Genomic DNA, 22178 nt, shown 5'->3' with positions numbered 1-22178 from the left:
ATGATTGTTTTTACGTTGCGCCCTCCGACATTCAGAGTTTCAACATCATCATTAAAACGCGGTATCCTTACCGTGCCTTTCCTTCTGACCTTTATTGCTTTGTTTGGAGGTGGAGTCAGTGGTGTCGTCACAAACGAAAAGGGCGAACCCATGGCCTACACGACGATCTTCGTCAAGGAAATAGGCAGCGGTACCGTGGCAAACGGAAGAGGCGCCTACGAACTGCTACTTCCCTCCGGAAAATATCAGGTAACATTCCAATACCTCGGTTATGAAACTGTTGTGCGTGAGGTCGAGGTCGGCGATACTTTCATAACGCTCAATATCACTTTAAAGGAACAGGCGAAGGAACTGGAAACGGTGATCATCTCCAGCGACGCTGAAGATCCTGCCTATGCTATCATGCGTAAAGCAATTGGCAAAGCGCGTTATCATCAGCAACAGATCGATCGCTACAGTGCGCGGGTTTATATCAAGGGTACAGGTCAGTTAAAGGACTATCCGTGGATTGCCAAGAAGGCAATCGAAAAAGAAGGCATCAAGAAAGGTGAAGCGTTTGTAACGGAGTCGGTAAGCGACATCAAGTACACGCGTCCAAATAAATTCGAAGAGAAGGTAATCTCTATCCGCAGCGATGGCAAGGACAACAACACATCGCCCAATCAATACATCTTTGGAAGTTTCTATGAACCTGAAATCGCGGAGACCATTTCACCGCTGTCGCCAAAAGCATTTTCTTATTATCGCTTCGAGTACCTGGGCACTTTTAAAGACCGCGAGTATGAGGTGAGTCGAGTCAAGGTGATTCCACGGAGCAAGGGAGACAACGTAATTGATGGCGTTGTGAATATTGTAGAAGACTGGTGGGCCATTCACAGCATGGACATCAACACGCAGAAGATGGGGATCAAAGTAAATATCAAGGGCATGTATGCACCCATTGAAGACAAGGCCTGGCTACCCGTTTCGCATCGCTTTACTGCAGGAGGCAAGATCTTCGGATTTGAATTCGAGTACAACTATCTGGCTACTGTGAGCAACTACAAAATCGAAATGAATCCGGAAGTCTATGTCGAGACCAGGAAGATGGACGTAGTAGACGAAAAGACTGAAAAGGATAAGGCCCAGGCGATTGCCGATCAAAAAGCGGCAACTAAGGCGGCTACCAAAAACGCCCAAAGTTCAAAACCACAGTCGGCTAAACAAGCAAAGAAAGCGGCGGAGGCGGCCGACTTACAGGAGCGCCTTTCTTCAGGGAAAGAAATTACGAGGAAAGAGCTGAACACGATTCTGAAGGATTACGAGAAGCAGGAGCAGAAGCAGCAGAAAGAGCCCGAGGTAATTTCAGATAATACGTTCACCATCGACAGCGGTGCGTATAAGAAGGACACGACGTACTGGAACACGGTGCGACCTGTTCCTCTTACACAGATCGAAGTGAAAGGCTATCAAAAGATGGACAGCCTGGCCACAGTAGAACGCAAGAAGGAAGAAGGCGATACAACGAAAGCATCCAAGCATGCTGGCTTCCAGCCCTGGGACATTCTCATTGGTGATTCTTATCATATCGGCAAGCACTCAAACTTCAAGATTCACTTTCCGGTGCCCTCCTTCAATACCGTCGATGGATGGAACTTCGTATATAAAGTGTCGTACGGAACAATTCTTCAGGATACCAATCGTACCCGCATCACCGTTACACCGGCATTCCGCTATGCATTTTCGAGGGAAACAGCTTCCGGATACCTCAATTTTGCGTTGAGAAACAAAAAACATCGCCTCGACGTACAGGGCGGTCGTTACATCAAGCAATACAATGCCGATGAGCCGATCCTGCCGCTGGTGAACGCATTCACGACGTTGTTGATGGAGAAAAACCTCATGAAACTTTATGACCGCGACTACATTGACGTCGGTTATCAGTACCAGATAAATCCCTATTACAGTATCAATACCGACTGGTCCTTTGCCGAACGCCGCGAGCTCACAAATAATACGAACTATAAATGGGTCGATCGCGGCAGCATCGAAGGATATACCCCCAATGCTCCCGTCAACGACGAGCTGACCGATACATCGTTCCCCAACCACCGTGCCTTTATTGGCAGCGTAGCGCTAACGGCGCGGCCATGGCTCAAGTACACCATCAGAAACGGGCACAAGCATGAAGTGCCGAACTCATCACCAATGTTTAAGGTGGAATACCGCCGGGCGTTCTCCGACGTGTTTAATAGCAGCGTTCAGTACGATCAGCTGGAACTGGGCGCGCGGCACAGGCTCAGCATCGGTGTTCGCGGTAACCTTGACTTCTACCTTCGCGCGGGAATGTTCTTTAATACCGATGCCATGTATTTCATGGATTACAAACACTTCCTCGGTAATGAAACACCATTCGTCACAAGCGACCCCGTGGGTAGCTTCCGCCTGCTCGACTACTATCGGTTCAGTACTGCCGACAAATACTTCTCCGGTAATCTGCATTACCAGTTTAGGAAATTCCTCGTCACAAATATTCCGCTTGTTCGACTGGCAGGCATCCGGGAGAACATATTCGTGAACTATCTGGCAACACCAACTTCGAAAAACTATACTGAAGTGGGTTACACGATCGATGGAATCCTGCGCATCTTCCGTCTTGAAGGCGCTGTTTCATTCCAGGATGGAAAGTACCTCGACTACGGATTCCGCATTGGTATCACGTCTAATTTCATGGGAAATTTTTCAGACAACTAGCCGCAGCGAGTCAGTTACCACCCTTCAAATAGATATTTAGCAGTCGCTCTCACACTGTTTAACCTTCGCTCTCACACTGTTCCTCACCCTGCTGCATTTAAGTTGTCCCCGTTTTTACTGATTTTGTTACATCACCGGACCTTTCATCGATTCTTTCTCATTTCAGCGGTGCGGATGATTTATTTTTGATTTTTCATCACAAAAAGAATCCCACTCGTGTCTGTTCACCAGGAAAAAATGAACCCGGCTATTTTTTTGTCGATCTGCTCGATCGTACTGATGCTGGGATATATCGCCTACAAGGAAGCATCACCACGGCGCCCTGATGCAATTTCAGATGATGGCGTCATCGAAGCTCCCTATGAAACGGTAAGCGTGACGGGCTCAGTTGAACGTTTACCAGCCGTGTCGTTCGCCGTACCCAAGGACATGACATTTGCCGGCGAGGCCGTTCCACTGGATATTCCCGATGTGCATGAACGACTCGACAAGGAATTGCAGATCAACTGCTATCTCCACAGCAACACTATATTCCTCATCAAGCGTGCGCATCGCTGGTTTCCACAGATGGAAAAGCTCCTGGAACAGTATGGCATACCTGAAGACTTTAAATACCTGCCGCTTATTGAGAGCAACCTCATGAATGTTACTTCTCCAAAAGAAGCAGTGGGCTACTGGCAGATCCTTAAAGCGTCCGGTAAGGAACTGAACCTGGAAATCACTGACGAAGTTGATGAGCGATATGATCCTATCAAGGCAACTGAGGCCGCATGTAAATACCTGAAACGCGCTTATAACAAGTTCGGTAACTGGACTATGGTTGCTGCATCATATAATCGGGGCATGGGCGGCATGGACCGCGCACTGGAAGATCAGCAGGTGGATACATACTACGACTTATATCTGAATGATGAGACCTCGCGCTATGTTTTTCGAATTCTGGCGATCAAGGAGATTGCCGAGAATCCACTTCGCTATGGTTTTAAAATAGATCCTAATCACCTGTACAGTGAAGAACCTTTGAAATACATCGAGGTCGATGAAACGATCACCGACCTCGTAAAGTTTGCAAAGGAAAAAGGTACCAACTATAAGCTCATTAAGCGCCATAATCCGTGGCTGCGCGACAATCGCTTAACGGTTAAGAAGGGCAGGAAGTATCAGATCGCTATACCTGCCTGAGGCAATAGATTGATTCCGGCTGAAGCCTACTTCGTCAATTGGTGTACGAAGCTGTCGTGATCCCAGCTGATGTTGATGTTGCTGATCTTTCCGATTTCGTCGAAGCGGAATATAAAAATGTGCTCGCTATCGAACTCATTTCCCTTCGCAGCAAGACCGGCGAACTCCTTTTCCTGCTTTCCGAAGATCACCACCTTGCAATTCACTGAATCATTGGATTCATCATACTGCTGTTCTTTAACAGTATTGTCCAGGTTGGGGAATGCATCCATCAATGCGCTCCATACACCTTTTCCAATTTCATTGATCTTTCCCGTATAGTCGGCGCCAAGCGGAATAAACGAAATCGTTCCGTTGTCAGCACACAGCGATAGCATTCGTTCCACATCCATGTCCTGATAGGCCGAGAAGAATTCAATACAGGTTCCTTTCCTGGCAAGAATGTCGACGTTTTCCTTTTGTTGAGTTGTGATGTTCATGGTATAGTAATTTAAATGTTGGAGTTGATATTTCCGGGGTTTGTATGACCTATTTCTTTGGATACGCAGGATGCTGTTTAACTTTTCTTATCTGACGCAAATGGCGATCCGTGTGGCCAAACAGCGTGATGAAAGTACCATGCGTATTCGTTTTGCTGCCAGGTAAGAAATGCGCTCTGAGGTCGTCCTGCGCAGAGCTCACGTAGTTGATGGATTCGTTCCTCATTTTTAACAGCCACGCTATGTTTGACTTCAGCTCATTTATACCCATTGGTATTGTGTACGTATAGGGCTTTGTATAGTCTGCAGAATGATGGGGCTTCTCTTCCATGATAAAACCGAGCTTTACACTGTCGGGGACCGCTTGCGCGATCAGTTCCGGATGAGCATCATACTCCAGCTGATTGCTAATCCGATCGCATAGCAATAATTCCCAGATGGCGATGTGTTCGACGATCTCGTTGATGGACCAGCGATCGGGAGATTCTTTGAATGACCATTGTGCTTTCGACAGGTCCTTTGTTTCCCTGATCAGCTCGTCGCGTGAGCGTGTCAGATTGTCGAGCAGAAATTTTCGGTCGGCCTCCGTCCATGCTTTGGTTTCCTGTCCAAAAGATGTCGATGCCGTAATGAATAAAAGAAAGAGGGTTGTTTTAACGCGGTGCATTGGTGTTTGATTAACAATACAAACCTAGAATACAGGCAGAGGATGGGATTGTAAAAATGCGCACGGGGCGAAGCCTTGGTTGTAAAAATGCGAACGGGAGAATAATTAAGAATTAAGAGTTAAGAATTATGAATTAGCTGCCGGCTGATGGCCGATTGCCAGCCACAACCCGAAGGGTTATGACAGCAGTACGGCGGACAGCCGGCAGGTAATTCATAATTCTTAACTCTTAATTCTTAATTATTCTCACCATTTCACTGTGCAGCATGTGGTACTGCGTCGGATTCATTTGATTGAATTCAAGAAACTCTTTTACCAGGTGAGATTGATCGTGAAACCCGTACTGAGAAACAATGTGCTGCCAGTCGATACGTTTGGTGTGTGCAATTTCATTTGACAGGATAGAGAACCTTTTTATTCGCGCATAGTATTTAGGGGAGATGCCCACCTTTTCAAGAAATTTCTTCTCCAGATAGCGACGGCTGATGCGCAGATGCGTTGCTACAGAGTCGACCGTTACACAACCTTTCATACTGTCGATGTGTTCTATAGCCTCATCTATAATAGAAAGGTTAGACTTCCCTGTGCTAACGTAGCGACCGAGGAACTCTTCCAGGAATGCAACACGGTCGCTAACCGTTAACTTTGTGTTCATTTCATTCCATAGGCTGTCGCCATCAATACCTGCCAGATAATCCAGTGAGATGCGTGTGTTCACAAGGTGTGACATGCGCACGCTAAAGAAATTATGCACCGTTGCTGGCCGCAGTACCGCACCAATGTTGGAAATGGTCCCGTGAAGATGCAGCCTGTAATTCGATGTGAATTGGCCGGACACAAACGCCTTCGGGATCGGCACCTGGATATTACTATTCTGCGATGACTGATAGGGTGCTCCGTTGTTGAAAACGATGGCACCAAATCCGTTTGGGGGAGATTGCACAGTGAGCGGCTCCGCTGCAACTCCTTCCCAATGGTAATAACACTCCACGAATGGGGCCAGTAGCGCACCAGGCTTAAATTTTGTGTACTGCATTTATGGTTGTTGAATATAACAAAAGCGCCCGAACCGACATCATGATCATTTCCCACATTGCAGTTGATGGATAAAACGTTGTCACAAAGTGTACTGCTGGAAGACCATCCTCCCACACTAATTGACCGCTGATGAAATTTCGGGGTGAAGTTAAGGTCATGGATTTGCATCAAAGGAAAGATTTAATACTTTTGTCTATCGGTTTAATAGATTATTGCTCCTGAGCCACCAATCAATGAGCAATAGTGTCCATTCATTTTACGAGCTATGAATAACAATATCCCAGTATTGGTGGCAATGCTATGCCTTCGGGCATGTCGCATTGAATTCTGATCGAGATCTCCCATCGCAGATTTCCTTCTAACCTTCTTCGGACCCAGTCAGGTCCTTCCTTCATTCTATTTATTAACCTCTAACACTTACATCATACGATGAGAAGAGTTCTATCTATTCTATTTCTGTTATCCGCCTCCTTATTTGCCATTGCGCAACAGAAAATAGTTACCGGCACCGTTCAGGATGATACCGGTGCTCCCTTGCCAGGGGCAGCTGTGTTTATCAGATCATCTAATATCAGTACCATCACCGACGCTGAAGGCAGGTTTTCGCTGAGTGCAGAACATAAATTGCCGTTTACACTTGCAGTTTCATTTGTTGGTCATCGGTCATACGAACTGGAAATCTATGAAATCCCGGATGAGCCAGTAGCGGTTACGTTGCTTTCCGGCGATCTGCTGGACGAAGTGGTTGTAATCGGCTATGGTGTTCAGCGCAAGCGTGAAGTTACCGGCGCTATCGCCTCCGTTAGTGGCAAGGACTTTAACAAGGGCCTCGTGCAGGCCGCAGATCAGTTGTTTGCAGGGCGGGTTACCGGCGTGCAGATAACACAATCCAGCAATCAGCCTGGTGGAGGTTCAACAATAAGGATCCGCGGTGCAAACTCCATTAACGCCAGCAATGAACCACTCTATGTGATCGACGGTCTGCCCATCAACAACCAGTCGGTAACTCCCGGTGCTGCAACCGTAAATGATCCCGCTCCCAGGAACCCTTTAAACTCCCTTAACCCAAACGACATTGAGTCTGTTGAAGTACTGAAAGATGCGTCGGCTACTGCTATCTATGGTTCACGCGGCGCAAATGGTGTCATTATTATTACGACAAAAAAGGGAGGCGCGGATAGGCTCAACGTTGACTATTCTGTGTCCACTGGCGTTTCGCAGGTTGCCAGCGAGGTGAAAGTATTGAACGCTGATCAATACATGGCATTTCTCAATGACATTCGTGCGGACCAGAATCAGGCTCCTGAATTCACCGAAGAGCAAATTGCAAACTCAGCATCTACCGACTGGCAAAAGGAAGTATTCAGAACTGCTGGGTTTCAGAACCATCAACTAACGCTGTCGGGTGGAAGAGATAACCTTTCCTTCTACAGCGGCTTCAATTATGTCGATCAGGATGGAAACGTACTGAATTCAGGGATCAAGAAGTACATAGCGCGTATAAACGTAGCTTACCAGGGAGAGAAGTTCAACATGGGAGTGAATCTTAACTCCAGTCTCGTCAAGGACCAGTTTGCGCCGAGCGGTGTGAGCATCAATGAAAGCGCCGGTGTGATTTATTCTTCTCTCTATCAGGATCCGACACTACCTGTTTACAACGCTGATGGCACTTACGGAATCACTCGCATTGTGAACCTGGAAAATCCCTATGCACTGACACAGGAGGTAAACGATAACGCTTCGACATTGAGAATCTTCGGCAACGTCTTTGGAGAATATCATTTTACACCGGAGTTCTCAGCCAAGTTAAACCTTGGAACCGACCTGCAACAGAGCAGGAGAGATGCATACGTATCAAGATTGCTGAAGCGGGGTGAGGGCACACGCGGCATTGCCGACGTCAGAAGCAATGAAGGAGGCAACAACCTCATTGAATTAACGGCCCGGTACAACAAAACCATCGGGGAACATCAGTTCGAAATTCTGGGTGGATACACTTACCAGGAATTTGAATACCGGACTCTGACTGCAGGCGCACAGAATTTCCCCTTAGATGCCCTTCAGACAGACAACCTGGCGGCTGGTGCTCAAAATACTTTCACGCTGGCAACGAATCACACGCGCAACCAGCTTCAGTCATACCTCGGTCGCGTTAACTACAACTACAGGGAACGCTATCTTCTAACGGCCTCAATACGCGCAGATGGATCATCCCGGTTTGGAGCAAACAACAAATTTGGTTACTTCCCGTCAGCAGCGATCGGCTGGCGTCTGAGTGAGGAATCATTCCTGTTGCCAGTTAAAGTATTGTCAGAACTAAAACTTCGGTTGAGCTACGGTCAGACGGGTTCACAGGAAATTGGCGACTATAATTCACAGATTTTATTCGGCCCTCAGGGTACCGCAGTTCTTGGAGGTGCTTCTCAGGTTGGCATTAGCGCCATTCAATTACCAAATCCCGATCTGAAGTGGGAAACAACATCTCAGTTCAATGCCGGTATTGATTTTGGCTTCTTCGATGGAAGACTCACCGGAGCAATCGACTACTTTGTTAAGAACACTGATGATCTCCTGCTGAACCTTCCTATCCCGCGTACAACTGGATTCAGCACAAAGCTTACCAACATCGGATCGATGAAGAACAGTGGCTTCGAGCTGTCACTCACCTCACAAAATGTGGTAAACAAGAACTTTGAATGGAGCACGACCTTCAACATTTCGACGGTGAAGAACGAAGTGACTGGCATCGGTGACCTTCCCTTCATTCTTGGCGGATCTGCGGGATTCATCAGTGACTTCACCATCATTCGAAAGGGTGATCCTCTCAATTCATACTATGGCTATGTTGTGGATGGCGTGTTTCAGCTGGATGATGACATCGCTTCGTCAGCTCAGCCCTTAGCGAGACCTGGAGAATATAAGTACAAGGACGTTAACAACGATGGAAGGATTAACGCCGACGATCGTACAATCCTCGGAAGTCCCTTCCCGAACTACACATTCGGATTCAATAATGACTTCAAATATGGACCATTCACTCTTGCAATCTTCTTTCAGGGTGTACAGGGAGGAACGATCTTCAATATGAACCGAACGGAGTCAGAAAACCCCATCTCGTTCCGACGCAACAGACTTGAAATCGCTTATACCGACCGCTGGACTCCGGAGAATCCGACAAACGCAAACTCGTCTTCCGTTCCTGTGGCGGTCTCATACGCAAGCAATGTGAATAGTCGTGCCGTGGAAGACGCGTCTTACATCAGGCTGAGAAGTGTGCAGCTTGGATTTCATGTGCCGATTCCGGAACGATGGAAAGTGAGAAGCGCACAGCTTTTCGTCACCGGCCAGAACCTGTTCACAATCACGGATTATACAGGCTATGATCCTGAGGTAAGTGCCTTCGGCACATCCAACGTAAGAGCGGATTTTAACGCATATCCATTGACCCGCACGTTCAGTATTGGTGCAACTATTGGCCTTTAATCAATTCCACTACGACAACTATGAAACGAATTATATCAACACTGATTTTAGTTGCTTCTTTATTCGGGTGCCAGAACGCACTGGACGAAGAAGTGTACTCAACATTCGGTCCCAGCAATTTTTTTAAGAACGCCAGTGATGCCGAAGCGCTGTTAAATTCAGCTTATGCCGCAGAACAGAAACAAGGCACCGACGGCTTTCGGAATATTCTTCTGATGGCCGAGGTGAACACCGATCTGCTGATTGTACGCGAAGGTGGTTTGCGTGGTCTCGCGCAGCCTCTGGAGGATTTTACGTGGAATGCGTCGCATGAATTTTTCAGCACGGCATGGACACGTTATTACAATTCCATCTTCAGAGCCAATCTTGTCGTGGACGAAGTGCCAGCCATTCCAATGGATGAAGCGCGAAAGGCCGTCATCATTGCTGAAGCCAAATTTCTCAGGGCAAGCGGATACATTTCGCTCTATGACTTGTTCGGTCCGACGCCGCTGATAACAACGAGCCGCGTCAGCAGTGATGACCGACCCGCGCGTGCCACACAGGAAGAGTTTGTAAAATTTGTTACTGAGGAATTGGCCGCGGCAGCAGACCTCCTGCCTAAAACACAAACACAATATGGCCGAGCTACCAAAGGAGCAGCATTAGCGTTCCTGACGAAGTTTTATCTCAACCTGAAGAATTGGAATAAGACGGTCGAAACGGCTCAGGCTGTTGAGGGGCTTGGAGTGTATGGTCTTTACAATGGAGCCATCCGTACCGATCTGTTTAAGATCGAAAATGAGCTGAACAATGAATTTATATACACCCGACCACACATTGCGTCACCGGGTCTGGGCACAAATTATCTTGGGCACGTGGCCCCCCCTAATTATAAATTCAAAGGAGCGGCGAAGACCAACTATGCAACTCAGCTTAAAACGCTATCCGGATTTTTCAATTCATTTCATCCTGCCGATCAGCGAAAAAATGCTTTCATTACATCTTATGAAAACACAAATGGCCAGATCGTGACGCTTGGTGTAGATGACGCACGCAGCTTTAAGTTTCCTGAGGATCTGCCAGCAACGGGTGCCGATATGGGTAATGACTTTCCGGTTGTTCGATATGCCGACATTTTACTTAGCCATGCTGAGGCACTCAATGAATTAAATGGTCCGTCACAGGAAGCAATCGATCTGATTAATCAGGTTAGGGCAAAAGCTGGCGTACCGTTACTCGTGTTGTCAGACTTCGCAGCGAAAGAAGCCTTGCGTGGTCATATTCTGAAGGAACGCGGATGGGAGTTCTTCTCTGAAGAATTACGTCGTCAGGACCTTGTGCGTCACGGTAAATTTATCGAGTATGGTAAGGGTCGTGGTAAGGTGGCCTTCGATTATCAGGTACTTTACCCGATTCCGCAGTCCGAGATCGACCGGAATAGTAATCTTGAGCAGAACGATGGTTATAAATAAAATTAGATTCATTGTAGCTAACATCTTGATGACTGGCTTGTTGTTTTGTTTGATTGTGCCTGCGACGGCACAATCAGGCAGTAAGCCAAACATCATCTTATTTCTTGTCGACGACATGGGCTGGCAGGATACGTCGGTACCATTCTGGTCAGCAACAACTCCACTTAACCGACGTTACCACACACCCAACATGGAACGTCTGGCTGCTGCAGGCATCAAGTTTACGAACGCATACGCGATGCCAGTATGTACTCCAACACGTATAAGCATTATTACGGGCGTCAACGCGGCGAGACATCGGGTTACCCAATGGACTTCGCCATATCGCGATCGCAGTACCGATTACCCTGATAAGATCATGGTGCCTGTTCCCTGGAATATAAACGGCCTTAGTCCAACGCCTGGGATACCTGCAACATTTGTTGGCACTCCATTGCCTCAACTTCTTCGCGACAATGGGTATTACACCGTGCATAGCGGAAAAGCTCACTTTGCGTCGGCGGACACACCCGGATCCAACCCGTTGAATCTGGGATTTCAGGTAAACATCGCCGGAAGCGAAATTGGACATCCTGCGAGCTATTCTGGCAAGGAGAACTTCGATCATCCCCGCGACGGCAAACCAAACCGAAATGCGGTGCCCGGATTGGAAGCCTACCACGGCAAGGACGTGCATCTTACCGATGTACTCACAACGGAGGCCCTGAAGGCAATTTCAAAACCAATTGCCGCCAAGCAACCATTCTTCCTCTATCTCGCGCATTATGCAGTACACACTCCTCTCCAGGCAGACGAGCGGTTTGCTCCAAAATACAGAGAAGCCGGCCTCGACAGTACGGAGGCGGCATATGCATCTCTCGTGGAAGGAATGGATAAGTCCCTTGGGGAAATACTGGACTTTATCGCTGAGCAAAAGATTGCGGATAACACGATCATAATCTTTACGTCAGACAATGGTGGTTTGAGTCGTGTACCACCCCGAGGCGGTGATCAAAGTGACATTCACAATCTTCCTCTCAGGTCGGGCAAAGGTTCTGTTTACGAAGGTGGGATTCGCGTCCCTCTAATAGTGTTATGGCCAGGCAAGACGAAAGCCGCTACTGTAAGCGAACAACCTGTCGTCGCCGAGGACTTGTTTCCAACGATCCTGGAACTCGCCGGAGTGAAGTCGCCAAAAGTGAAGCAGGTTATCGATGGAAAAAGCTATGCTCAATCACTGACCGGTTCTAACCGCATCGACACATCACGAGTGATCCTCTACCATCATCCCAACCGTTGGATTGCAGACGAGGGCCAGCTGACAGCCTGGGCGGGTGCAGTCCGCAGGGGCGACTGGAAGCTTCTGTATGATTACCAACGGGGCACACTTGAATTATATAACCTCCGGAATGACATTGGAGAACAAAACAATCTCCTGAGTATCCGCCCTGAAAAGGCACGGGAACTTGCAAGGCTTTTCACGGAAGAATTAAAGCGAACGAATGCCCAAATGCCATCCTTTGCTGATGGCAGAAAGGTGCCATTTCCGAATGAGATACTTCAGCACCAAAAGAAATAGTAGTGGATAAACCTTCAATTGAAACCTATCAGTTAACATGTATATAAGTTCACTCATCAACCAAAGAATTCTCCGTGTCAGCTACAGCCGTTTGATGCTGTGCCTGATGCTTGGTCTTGCTATGGCATGCAAGCAGGAGGAAAGGAAAGAACCTCCTAAGAAACCAAACATCATTTTTATCTTCTCCGATGATCATGCTTACCAGGCGATTGGTGCGTATGGTGGCAAACTGATGCCAACTCCGAATATCGACCGTATTGCAAGTCAGGGAGCAATATTCAACAACGTCTTTGTCACAAACTCAATATGCGGACCCAGCCGGGCTACTTTGCTTACAGGGAAATTCAGTCACTTGAATGGGTATAAGGCCAATGAAGAAAAATTTGATGTAAGCCAGCAGTTGTTCACGCGGTTGTTGGGTCAATCCGGATACCAGACTGCGTGGGTGGGCAAATGGCACTTGGGGACTGCGCCTGGTGACGCCGTTGACTATTGGACTATTCTGCCCGGCCAGGGACACTACTACAATCCTGATTTCATTACGGCAAAGGACACTGTACAACGCGAGGGATATGTGACGGACCTTATTTCGGATTATGCCGTTGATTTTCTTGAAAAACGCGACACTGCAAAACCTTTCTTTATGGTGGTAGGAGAGAAGGCAACCCATCGCCAATGGCTGCCCGACATTCAGGACCTCGGTGCATTCGACAGCATTGATTTTCCATTGCCTGAAACTTTCTATGACGATTACAAAGGTCGTTTCGCGGCCGGCGATCAGGATATGACGATCGATAAGACCATGCGACTAAAGGAAGACCTGAAGATTCATGAAGAGTATGCACCCGACGAGAAATCCATTGCAGCCAGGCGCGAAGCACTTATTAAATCAAATTATGCAGGTAAGAAGCTGACCCCGGAACAGGAAAAGCAAATTGATCGCTTTCTCCGTCGGGGCACCTATCAACGCTTTTCCGACAAGCAACGCGAAGCCTTCTTTGGATATTATGATAGGATCAGCAAGGAGTTTGATGAAAAGAAACTATCCGGAAAGGCACTGGTAGAATGGAAGTATCAGAGATATCTGAAAGACTATCTGTCGACGGCCCGCTCTCTGGACAGAAACATCGGTCGCCTGCTTGACTATCTCGATCAGAATGGTCTCGCAGAAAATACGATCGTCGTCTATGCCTCGGATCAGGGATTCTACCTGGGCGAGCACGGCTGGTTCGACAAGCGTTTTATTTACGAGGAATCATTACGGACGCCAATGGTGATGCGCTATCCGGGCGTTATCGAGCCGGGGACAAAGATCAACGAGTTTGTGCTTAATGTTGACTGGGCACCGACATTCCTTGACATCGCCGGCGTTTCCATCCCTTCCGATATTCAGGGCAGGTCGATACTGCCATTGCTGAGCAGTAACGGTAGCGCTACTCCATGGCGCGATGCAGCCTACTACCACTACTACGAATTCCCGCAACCTCATCACGTACATCCTCACTTTGGAGTGCGCACTGCTAAGTATAAGCTCGTCCGTTTTTATGGCGAAAAGAACTTTTGGGAATTGTATGATCTGGAGAAAGATCCAAAGGAGATTAACAACATTTACGATGAACACAGTTCCAGCCCTGCAGTGACAGAACTGAAATCAAAATTACAGCAACTGATAAAAGAATATGATGACAAGGAGGCGGCAGCAATATTGGCAGCTGAAAATTGATGTTCTGATGATGTTCTGAAATAGAAAGACCTTTTCTGTAAAGAGGTGAGTGGCAAGCGCGGCACTCACCTCTTTTTTGTATCACCCCAGTCAAATCACCCCTCTTGCATAAGATGGAACCATTCACAACCTTTGATCCCGACCCAATCAATATACACATATCAACTAATCAATAAATAACATGGTTCGTCCCTACATTCTTGCCGAAAACACCTGGCGCACTGTAAAGGAAACGGAATACGAAGTTGCTGTACTCCCCTGGGGAGCCTGTGAAGCACACAACTACCATTTGCCCTATGGTACTGACATTATTGAAGCGGAGAGCGTTGCTGCCGATGCTGCACGTCAGGCGTGGGATCATGGAGCAAAGATTACTGTTCTTCCCGTTATTCCGTTCGGCGTGAACACCGGCCAATCTGATGTGAAGCTGGACATGAATATGAATCCAAGTACGCAGCTGGCGGTATTGAAAGATGTGATTGATGTGCTGAATCGCCACCATATCTATAAGCTGATCATATTGAATAGCCACGGCGGAAACGACTTTAGGACAATGATTCGTGAGCTTGGCCTGCAGTTTCCAAAGATGTTTCTATGCCAGTGCAATTGGTATCAGGCGCTGGATCAAAAACCGTATTTCGAAAACAAGGACGATCATGGCGGAGAAATGGAAACCAGTGTAATGATGCATTTAACGCCGGACCTGGTGAGTCCAATAACTGAGGCTGGCGATGGAGCTGCAAAGAAGTTTCGAATGGCAGGCATCCGGGAAGGCTGGGCATGGGCAGAACGAAGATGGACACAGGTAACGAAAGATACAGGAGTCGGTGATCCGCGAAAGGCAACGCCAGACAAGGGTGATCGTTTCTTCAGAGACGTTACCAGGAAGGTATCCGAATTCTTTGTAGAAGTAGCGAAGGCCGATCGCAACGATCTTTATGCATAGCTTCACGATTTATGGCTTCAAGCGCGGCTTAAAAGTGACTTTAGTTAGAAAGTGCCAGCGCAGTTCTCAATGGCGTGACTAGGACGATGTCGCGAATTATGATAAGGCATCTATGAATATTAGAATTTCATAGATGCCACTTTGTTTTACTCGTCTCGTAAGGTGTTTACGGGATTTGTGTTTGCAATGCTGAACACGCGGAAAGCTATTGTTCCAATAGAGGCGAGAAGCATCACAGACACAGCAATCAGCATCGTTAAGACTCCCACCCCCTGATGATACTTCCAGATCGTTGCCATCAGGGTATTGCACCACATATAGCCTGCGTAAGATCCCAGCATCGAAGCAACAACCAATGTAATAACAAACTCCCGGTTGACCCGTTGAGCAATGCCCGCTATCGAGGCGCCAACAATTTTTCGGATCCCTATTTCTTTGATCCGTCGCATCATGTTAAGCGTCACCAGAGCAAACAACCCTGTAACAGAAAGAAGTAGTGCCATGGAACCAAGGAAAGCATATCCCGACGTGATACCCATATTCAGGCGATTTGTTTCCTGAAGGCCTTTAACCATAAGATATCCGTTATAAAGTCGCGTCGGAAAAATTTCGCTCCAGCGCTCATCCATGTAAGCATTTACCGATGACAACTTTTGAGAAGACGTGCGTGCGATCAATTGTGTGTACGACTCAGGAGCTACATAACGAATCATCATCGGCTCCATCTCACGCCACAAGCCCTGCGTGTAGACGTCCCGGACTACACCGACGACCTGAAGTCGAATAGTATCGCGCCACATCAGTTCTTTCCCTATGGCATCCTGCCATCCAAACAGTTTAGCCATGTTTTCGGTAATAATCACTGATTCGCGCAGATCGGTTTCGGAATCTTTGATAAAGTCGCGGCCCTCTGTCAGATCCAGTCCCATAGTTGACAGATATTGGTCGCCGACATCAATAATGTCTACCTGCGCCTGTTTCGACTCAAAAGCAACGGCTTCGTGCATTCTGTCTGAGAAGATACCGCCGCGTGATCCAGCTATCGAGATTATATCCGGATTGCTTTGTAACGCATTGCGATAAGTATCAAACTCACCCTTACCATTTACCCACGTTACAATAGTTCCGCGTACATCGAATCCCAGATCATATGCTTCCTGGTAGCGGGCGTTTTGAAGAAAGGCGACCGCACTTACAAGAGTGATCAGCGAAATTGTGAACTGCAGCCCCAGCAAAGTTCGAGTGAACAGGTTCGTTCCTCCCAGTTTGAGCTTACCTTTCAATATTGTGACGGGCTGAAAACGACTGAGATAAATTGCCGGATAGCTGCCGGCTATTACCCCTGTAGTGGTCAAGACTATCAGGAGGAATAGAAGAAAGCCAGACCTTTCAAAGTAGCTTGGCTCAAGATGGATCATGTTATCTGTCATAATATTCCATCCTGCGATTAATACATCGGCCAAAGCCAATCCAACAGCAAGCGCGATGAGGCAAATAAATGTGGTTTCACCCATGAACTGAAGAGCGATTTGCAAGCGCATGGAACCCATTACCTTCCGCATACCAATCTCTTTGAGTCTCCTTGCAGACATGGCGATAGACGTATTGGCCAGGTTAAAGCATGCAATAAGTAAAAGCAGGAAGCTCATTATCAGAGTACCGATGATGGCTGCCGCCGGTGGGGCGGGCCAGACTTCAGATTGTACATTTTCATCCCGGTCACGATGAGCCATCGATGTAAACGCGTCAATTTCAAAAGCCTTAACATGAAAGTTTTCCCGTACCTGATTGTTTTGCTTCACGTAACTGTCTAACTGTTTTTCAACCGACGCCAGATTTGAGCGATTCTTAACCTGAACAAATACCATTGCGTCACTGAACCAGTCGTTTTCACTGGCGCGTTGATCATCACCATAATTCTCAAAACTAGTAAAGGCGATCCCGTTCATTCTGAAAAAACTGGAGTTCATTGGCGGGTCGCGAAAAACACCCGCTACTTTTACCTCCTTTAGTCCATGCGGATGGACCTGAGTGATGCTTTTCCCGATAGCCTCTTCTGGCGATCCGAAAAAACGGATTGACATCGACTCGGATACGATAATGCTGGAGACGTCTCCTATCGCGGCAGAACTGCCACTGACAAATTCGAAAGTAAACATGTTGAAGAAGGCCGGATCGACGTAGGCAAGATCAGACGCGAACAGATCATCATTTCTTTTGAAGTTGGAAATCACGCGCGAATAACGCGATGCATAGTCTATGCCCTGAAAGGCCGATGTTATCGCTGTACCCAACGCAAGAGGTACACGTCCGTACTTCGTTGTAGTATTTTCGAATGTACGGACTGCACTTACTCTGTAAATCGATTCACGGTTCTTATGAACGTCATCGAAATTGAGATCATAGGCGTAGGCAAAATAAGCCACGATGCAACAGCCAATGGCGATGCTCATGCCCACGACATTGATAATGACAAATACCTTGTTCTTAGCGAGACTTCGAAGTGTGAGGAGGAGGTGGTTCTTTAGCATACACGCCGATTGCCAACAAATATGCCATTAAAAAGCGCCTTTCTGACGCTGATTTGAAGGTTTAGGGGGCTGCGTTTGTCCGGATTTGAACGGGCACGGCCGTGCACGAACGATCCTGGTCGCCGATCCTGCTACCAAGTCTTTAACAGAATGTCAAATCGATCTTATTTTGCCTCCTTAATCGTTACGATGGATGCTTTGCGCTTTGCCTTCTTATCGTCATCACTCGCTTTGTTGAAGTCGCCATCATTTCCAAACGATCCCTTGGAGCCATGTCCCTCATCGGGTCTCATCTTGTCCCGGGCTTTTTCTGTGGAAGTTTCTTTCTTTGCCATACGATCGGATTGTTGATTCGTCAGACAACCGACAAACTTTATGCCCTGGTACTGATCGTTGAATTCAACAAGCTCCTGCATTGCATCAAATGCGGACTGACGCACTTAGAGTACGACTTTGTAGAAACAATTCCCGAAGGTTCCACTGCGAAGGTTTTTGGCGTGGGTTCCTGGCAGCGTAACCACGGTATATTCACTCCGGCGATTGAATCAAAACGCACTGAAATGCATCTTGTATCACAATGGAACAATGAAACGTTCCATTTCAGAACGAACAGATCGACTGCGTCCAACAGAAATGGCCTGATTCGTTTCCAAACTTACTTTGTCACAGGGGCACACCCTTTGAATTACCGGGCACGTTCTTATGCTCTTCAACTATCTGAAAATATTGATCCGTTGCTTCTTAGAGTTACTTCAATTATTTTCTGATCAAGCTTAAAGCCGAAGGAATTTCATCATCGCTGTTGGAACTCCGAAAGGAATGGACGAGCCTCTTTCCTGGAGCGCCCTTCGACTATTTCTTTCTTAATGAATTTTTTGATACCTTCTACAAGGAAGAGCGTCAGTTCGCTGGAGTGTTCGGATTCTTTGCAATAGTAGGTATAATGATTACATGCATGGGTCTCTTTGGATTGAATCTGTACAACATAAACACTCGCTCGAAAGAAATTGGAGTGCGCAAGACGATGGGTGCCTCCGTTTTTAGCCTGATGTGGTTGTTCGCAAGCGACTATTTGAAACTGCTATTGGCAGCTGCATTGATGAGTATACCCTTTGGTTTGTGGTCCGTCAACAGTTGGCTACAAAATTATCCCAGCCGCATTTCATTGGGGTTGGACACGGTGATGGTGCCACTTGCATCTGCTATGTTAATATCTGCGTTAACGGTGATTTATCACACATATAGAACCGCGAACTCTAACCCGGTAAAAGCACTTCGAAGCAAGTGAGGGTGCTGACACAATTTGAGAAAGTGCTGAGGAGGCAAGTTGTTTTGAATGAGTGTTGAAGGGGCGGCGCGCTGGATCTCCGGTTGGTCTGGCATATTAGTCACCGGTTGGTGCAGCAAGTAACAGTTACACCCTTTTTAAAATTATAATATGGAAACCGTTCAACCCTCGAGCTATACGCGATCGAGCGTAATCTCGTGTGTAATTCTTCTCATCCTGCTATGGGGCTTTCATCGAACCTACACCGTCTTTTTTCCTTCTTTCGAGGGATTTCTTTTCGTTCAGCACTTCCATGGCTTCATGATGTTGCTGTGGATGGGAATGCTGATCGTGCAACCCCTCTTTATTGCTAGCCGGAAACATCACCTTCATCAACTGGTGGGTCGTGCCTCCTTTGTGATAGCGCCTTTGATCATGTTGTCCATCTATCTCGTTTCTGAGATGGTATTTCATCGGAATGTTCAGGAGCACACACTCCCCGATGCTTATGCGGAGATCGCGCTCAGTGTCCCCAGCATTCCCATCTTTGCCATACTCTATGGGCTTGCTATCAGCAACAGGCATCGAACCTTTTACCACATGCGCTATATGATTGGAACGGGTATCATGATGATCGGACCGGGCCTTGGCCGGATCATGGGAATCTGGTTCGGCGTGCCAGGTCCGCTGATTGTAACGTCAACCTTGATCATCGTCGCATTGGTGGCGTTCGGCTTCCTTATCGTTGACATTGCAAGGAAAAAGGATTTCAGACCATACGCGATCGTAACATTGCTTATGGTTGTCCAATCCGTTCTCTGGGAAATGCGTTACTCTGGCTTGCTGCAGTCCGTTGAAAAAGGATTTGCATCAATAGCATACTGATGTTGCAATCTTCAGTAAAAGTAGTTGTGGTGGTCGTTTGATGGTATGGAGTCTTATTACCTCCGTCATACATATCTGACATTTAAGCGAACGCCTGTCACTAACGGACACAGTGACTATTTTCAAAACGAACTAAATTGGTTTATCAGTAAATGAAAAAATACAACGGCAATATTCTGATACTCGATGACGATGAGCATGTCCTCATGACGTCGAGAATGATCCTGAAGAATTACTTTGAAACTGTCGACACCTTAGCATCGCCGAAAACTATGGAGTCAGTATTGAAGCAGCGTGAATATGATGTGGTAGTACTGGATATGAACTTTAAAGCAGGGGTAACGTCTGGCAATGAAGGTATCTTCTGGATGAACCGACTCCGGCAGTTAACACCCCATACCCAGGTGGTCATGCAGACTGCCTACAGTGATATCGAACTGGCTGTCCGATCCATTAAGGAAGGCGCGGTTGATTTTCTTCCTAAACCCTGGGATAAGGAGAAGCTGGTGACGACTGTGTTAAATGCTTTCCAGCAAGCGCGTGAGCGAAAAGAGAACCGGGAATTAAAGACTCGTCAGAAAGCAATGAATCATCATTTGAACCGCGCTCAGCATTCATTCATCGCTTCGTCTCCTGCGATGGAGCCGGTGTTGAATGCCATAGAGCAGGTTTCAGCAACAGATGCAAACGTGTTGATACTGGGTGAAAATGGAACGGGCAAAGAACTTGTGGCGCACGCGATTCATGATCGCTCAAACCGTGCTGATGAAGCATTCATCGCCGTGGACCTTGGAGCCATTCCACCAACATTGTTTGAGTCTGAGATGTTCGGTCACGAAAAGGGAGCTTTTACAGACGCGCGCGAAACACGGATCGGGAAGTTCGAGCTCGCCAACAACGGTACGCTGTTCCTGGACGAAATTGGAAATCTCACTCCTGCATTGCAGGTCAAGTTATTGTCAGTTTTGCAAAGCAGGCTCGTCAGTCGCGTCGGTTCAAACAAACTTCTGCCGTTGAATGTTCGCGTCATTTGCGCCACCAATGCAACACTGAACGACCTCGTTCGCACGGGGCAGTTCAGGCAGGATCTTTATTATCGCATTAAGACAGTGGAGATACAATTGCCTCCACTGCGCGAGCGATCAGAAGATATCATCGCATTGGCGCACTATTACCTTGATGAGTATTGCAAACATTACAATAAACGCCTCACAATTGGTGAAAGTTTGAAACAACGGCTTATACGTTACAACTGGCCGGGAAATGTCAGGGAGCTTCAGCACGCCGTTGAGAGAGCAGTGATTATGACGAGGAACGAAGTGCTTTCGGAGGCTGATTTTCAACTAAACGTTTCGCCAAACTCAAATGGTAGCGAGCTTAACAGCTTCAACCTTTCCGACGTGGAACGCGACGTGATTCGTAAAGCGCTGGCGAAATGCAACGGTAACCTTACGCGTACGTCCGAAGAACTGGGAATCGGACGAACAACCCTGTATCGAAAGTTGGATGAATATGGACTAAACTAAATAGCAATGGCAGGTGATGCAGTCGTCGACCTGAAAACCCGATTGCCTGCTGACAGCAGGACAACTCTTAAGCGAACCCTGAGGTATAAAATCGCGATTCGCCTCATTGCAATCTGTTCATTGGGATGTCTCACAGGATATCTCTTTTTCGGCTCACCATACTGGCTTGCCGGCATCTGGACAGCACTCGCTACGGTCGGGCTGTTCCATGCAACAGTCGGATATGTCGACCAGTCTGAGCGAAAGCTTACAGCCTTTCTCCAGTCACTGCGTCAGAATGATTTTTCTGTAACCTTTCCGGAAAACAGTTCCAGCGATGATTACGATCTTCATCAGGCGTTCAACTCATTGAATGATACTTTCAAAAACCTCCGCTCTGAAAAGGAATCCCAGCACCATTTACTGCAAGTCATCGTTGAACACGCGGCCGTTCCGCTAATCTGCTTTCATGAAAGCGAGGAAGATGTATTTCTCGTTAACGACGCAGCGAAGTCATTGTTTCAGGTTCCTTTCATTCAAAAGATCGATTCGCTGTGGCGCGTGGATCGTTCGTTGCCTGAATTTCTTCGCGAGATATCCGACGGTGAGAAATCCTCGTTCAGGATCGTGCAAAAGGGAAGATCTCTTTATCTGTCGGTTACATCGCGACATCTCGTTTTCCAGGGCGCAAAACTCAAACTTGTAGCCCTTTACCGACGTTAGCAGC

Annotated in this window: 16 protein-coding genes; 11 read left to right on the top strand and 5 right to left on the bottom strand. The window is 47.3% G+C overall.

The window, feature by feature from the left end; genetic code table 11:
* Entirely contained in the window at window positions 1-2733 is a 2733-nt protein-coding gene (locus tag WBG78_RS13650; RefSeq protein WP_337326982.1) for a DUF5686 and carboxypeptidase regulatory-like domain-containing protein, read from the top strand.
* A gap of 237 nt (window positions 2734-2970) precedes the next feature.
* Window positions 2971-3915, top strand: a complete 945-nt coding sequence (locus tag WBG78_RS13645) for a lytic transglycosylase domain-containing protein (protein ID WP_337326981.1) — start codon at window positions 2971-2973, stop codon at window positions 3913-3915.
* 26 nt (window positions 3916-3941) lie between these two features.
* Here WBG78_RS13645 and WBG78_RS13640 read toward each other — a convergent pair whose 3' ends face one another.
* The 3 genes from WBG78_RS13640 to WBG78_RS13630 form a co-directional block, all read right to left on the bottom strand.
* Window positions 3942-4394 (bottom strand): nuclear transport factor 2 family protein, encoded by a 453-nt coding sequence (locus WBG78_RS13640; protein WP_337326980.1) that lies wholly within the window; start codon window positions 4392-4394, stop codon window positions 3942-3944.
* Between the two features lie 49 nt (window positions 4395-4443).
* Window positions 4444-5061 (bottom strand): DinB family protein, encoded by a 618-nt coding sequence (locus WBG78_RS13635; RefSeq protein WP_337326979.1) that lies wholly within the window; start codon window positions 5059-5061, stop codon window positions 4444-4446.
* 229 nt (window positions 5062-5290) lie between these two features.
* Window positions 5291-6097 (bottom strand): helix-turn-helix domain-containing protein, encoded by an 807-nt coding sequence (locus WBG78_RS13630; protein WP_337326978.1) that lies wholly within the window; start codon window positions 6095-6097, stop codon window positions 5291-5293.
* Between the two features lie 431 nt (window positions 6098-6528).
* Between WBG78_RS13630 and WBG78_RS13625 the strand changes: the two genes are divergently transcribed.
* The 5 genes from WBG78_RS13625 (at window position 6529) to WBG78_RS13605 (ending at window position 15263) form a co-directional block, all read left to right on the top strand.
* Window positions 6529-9582: a SusC/RagA family TonB-linked outer membrane protein gene (locus WBG78_RS13625; protein ID WP_337326977.1), complete on the top strand. Its 3054-nt coding sequence runs from the start codon at window positions 6529-6531 to the stop codon at window positions 9580-9582.
* A gap of 20 nt (window positions 9583-9602) precedes the next feature.
* The gene (locus tag WBG78_RS13620; protein WP_337326976.1) at window positions 9603-11036 is read left to right on the top strand and encodes a RagB/SusD family nutrient uptake outer membrane protein; all 1434 of its coding nucleotides are present in this window, start codon (window positions 9603-9605) and stop codon (window positions 11034-11036) included.
* A gap of 28 nt (window positions 11037-11064) precedes the next feature.
* Entirely contained in the window at window positions 11065-12594 is a 1530-nt protein-coding gene (locus tag WBG78_RS13615; protein ID WP_337326975.1) for a sulfatase, read from the top strand.
* A gap of 106 nt (window positions 12595-12700) precedes the next feature.
* Window positions 12701-14317, top strand: coding sequence for a sulfatase family protein (locus tag WBG78_RS13610; protein ID WP_337327162.1), 1617 nt, complete (start codon window positions 12701-12703; stop codon window positions 14315-14317).
* Between the two features lie 181 nt (window positions 14318-14498).
* Window positions 14499-15263 carry a creatininase family protein gene (locus WBG78_RS13605; RefSeq protein ID WP_337326974.1) on the top strand — a complete coding sequence of 255 codons (765 nt, stop codon included), beginning with the start codon at window positions 14499-14501 and terminating at the stop codon, window positions 15261-15263.
* 146 nt (window positions 15264-15409) lie between these two features.
* Here WBG78_RS13605 and WBG78_RS13600 read toward each other — a convergent pair whose 3' ends face one another.
* Window positions 15410-17794, bottom strand: coding sequence for an ABC transporter permease (locus WBG78_RS13600; RefSeq protein WP_337326973.1), 2385 nt, complete (start codon window positions 17792-17794; stop codon window positions 15410-15412).
* Between the two features lie 164 nt (window positions 17795-17958).
* Window positions 17959-18234, bottom strand: a complete 276-nt coding sequence (locus WBG78_RS13595; protein ID WP_337326972.1) for a hypothetical protein — start codon at window positions 18232-18234, stop codon at window positions 17959-17961.
* Between the two features lie 362 nt (window positions 18235-18596).
* Between WBG78_RS13595 and WBG78_RS13590 the strand changes: the two genes are divergently transcribed.
* From WBG78_RS13590 to WBG78_RS13575, 4 genes are all read left to right on the top strand, one after another.
* Window positions 18597-19082, top strand: a complete 486-nt coding sequence (locus WBG78_RS13590; RefSeq protein ID WP_337326971.1) for an ABC transporter permease — start codon at window positions 18597-18599, stop codon at window positions 19080-19082.
* Between the two features lie 150 nt (window positions 19083-19232).
* Window positions 19233-19946 (top strand): hypothetical protein, encoded by a 714-nt coding sequence (locus WBG78_RS13585; RefSeq protein WP_337326970.1) that lies wholly within the window; start codon window positions 19233-19235, stop codon window positions 19944-19946.
* A gap of 152 nt (window positions 19947-20098) precedes the next feature.
* Entirely contained in the window at window positions 20099-21472 is a 1374-nt protein-coding gene (locus tag WBG78_RS13580; protein ID WP_337326969.1) for a sigma-54-dependent transcriptional regulator, read from the top strand.
* 6 nt (window positions 21473-21478) lie between these two features.
* Complete coding sequence (locus tag WBG78_RS13575; protein ID WP_337326968.1) at window positions 21479-22174, top strand: hypothetical protein; 696 nt, start codon at window positions 21479-21481, stop codon at window positions 22172-22174.
* The last annotated feature ends 4 nt before the right edge of the window (window positions 22175-22178 follow it).

Origin of the sequence: Chryseolinea sp. T2 (assembly GCF_037203685.1) — a bacterium.
Lineage (GTDB): Bacteria > Bacteroidota > Bacteroidia > Cytophagales > Cyclobacteriaceae > Chryseolinea.
This window is presented reverse-complemented; position numbering and strand designations above follow the sequence as displayed.

Coding starts and splice junctions, on each gene's coding strand:
- WBG78_RS13650 (WP_337326982.1), top strand. CDS start 1: ATGATTGTTTTTACGTTGCGCCCTCCGACATTCAGAGTTTCAACATCA.
- WBG78_RS13645 (WP_337326981.1), top strand. CDS start 2,971: ATGAACCCGGCTATTTTTTTGTCGATCTGCTCGATCGTACTGATGCTG.
- WBG78_RS13640 (WP_337326980.1), bottom strand. CDS start 4,394: ATGAACATCACAACTCAACAAAAGGAAAACGTCGACATTCTTGCCAGG.
- WBG78_RS13635 (WP_337326979.1), bottom strand. CDS start 5,061: ATGCACCGCGTTAAAACAACCCTCTTTCTTTTATTCATTACGGCATCG.
- WBG78_RS13630 (WP_337326978.1), bottom strand. CDS start 6,097: ATGCAGTACACAAAATTTAAGCCTGGTGCGCTACTGGCCCCATTCGTG.
- WBG78_RS13625 (WP_337326977.1), top strand. CDS start 6,529: ATGAGAAGAGTTCTATCTATTCTATTTCTGTTATCCGCCTCCTTATTT.
- WBG78_RS13620 (WP_337326976.1), top strand. CDS start 9,603: ATGAAACGAATTATATCAACACTGATTTTAGTTGCTTCTTTATTCGGG.
- WBG78_RS13615 (WP_337326975.1), top strand. CDS start 11,065: ATGACTGGCTTGTTGTTTTGTTTGATTGTGCCTGCGACGGCACAATCA.
- WBG78_RS13610 (WP_337327162.1), top strand. CDS start 12,701: ATGCTTGGTCTTGCTATGGCATGCAAGCAGGAGGAAAGGAAAGAACCT.
- WBG78_RS13605 (WP_337326974.1), top strand. CDS start 14,499: ATGGTTCGTCCCTACATTCTTGCCGAAAACACCTGGCGCACTGTAAAG.
- WBG78_RS13600 (WP_337326973.1), bottom strand. CDS start 17,794: ATGCTAAAGAACCACCTCCTCCTCACACTTCGAAGTCTCGCTAAGAAC.
- WBG78_RS13585 (WP_337326970.1), top strand. CDS start 19,233: ATGGAAACCGTTCAACCCTCGAGCTATACGCGATCGAGCGTAATCTCG.
- WBG78_RS13580 (WP_337326969.1), top strand. CDS start 20,099: ATGAAAAAATACAACGGCAATATTCTGATACTCGATGACGATGAGCAT.
- WBG78_RS13575 (WP_337326968.1), top strand. CDS start 21,479: ATGGCAGGTGATGCAGTCGTCGACCTGAAAACCCGATTGCCTGCTGAC.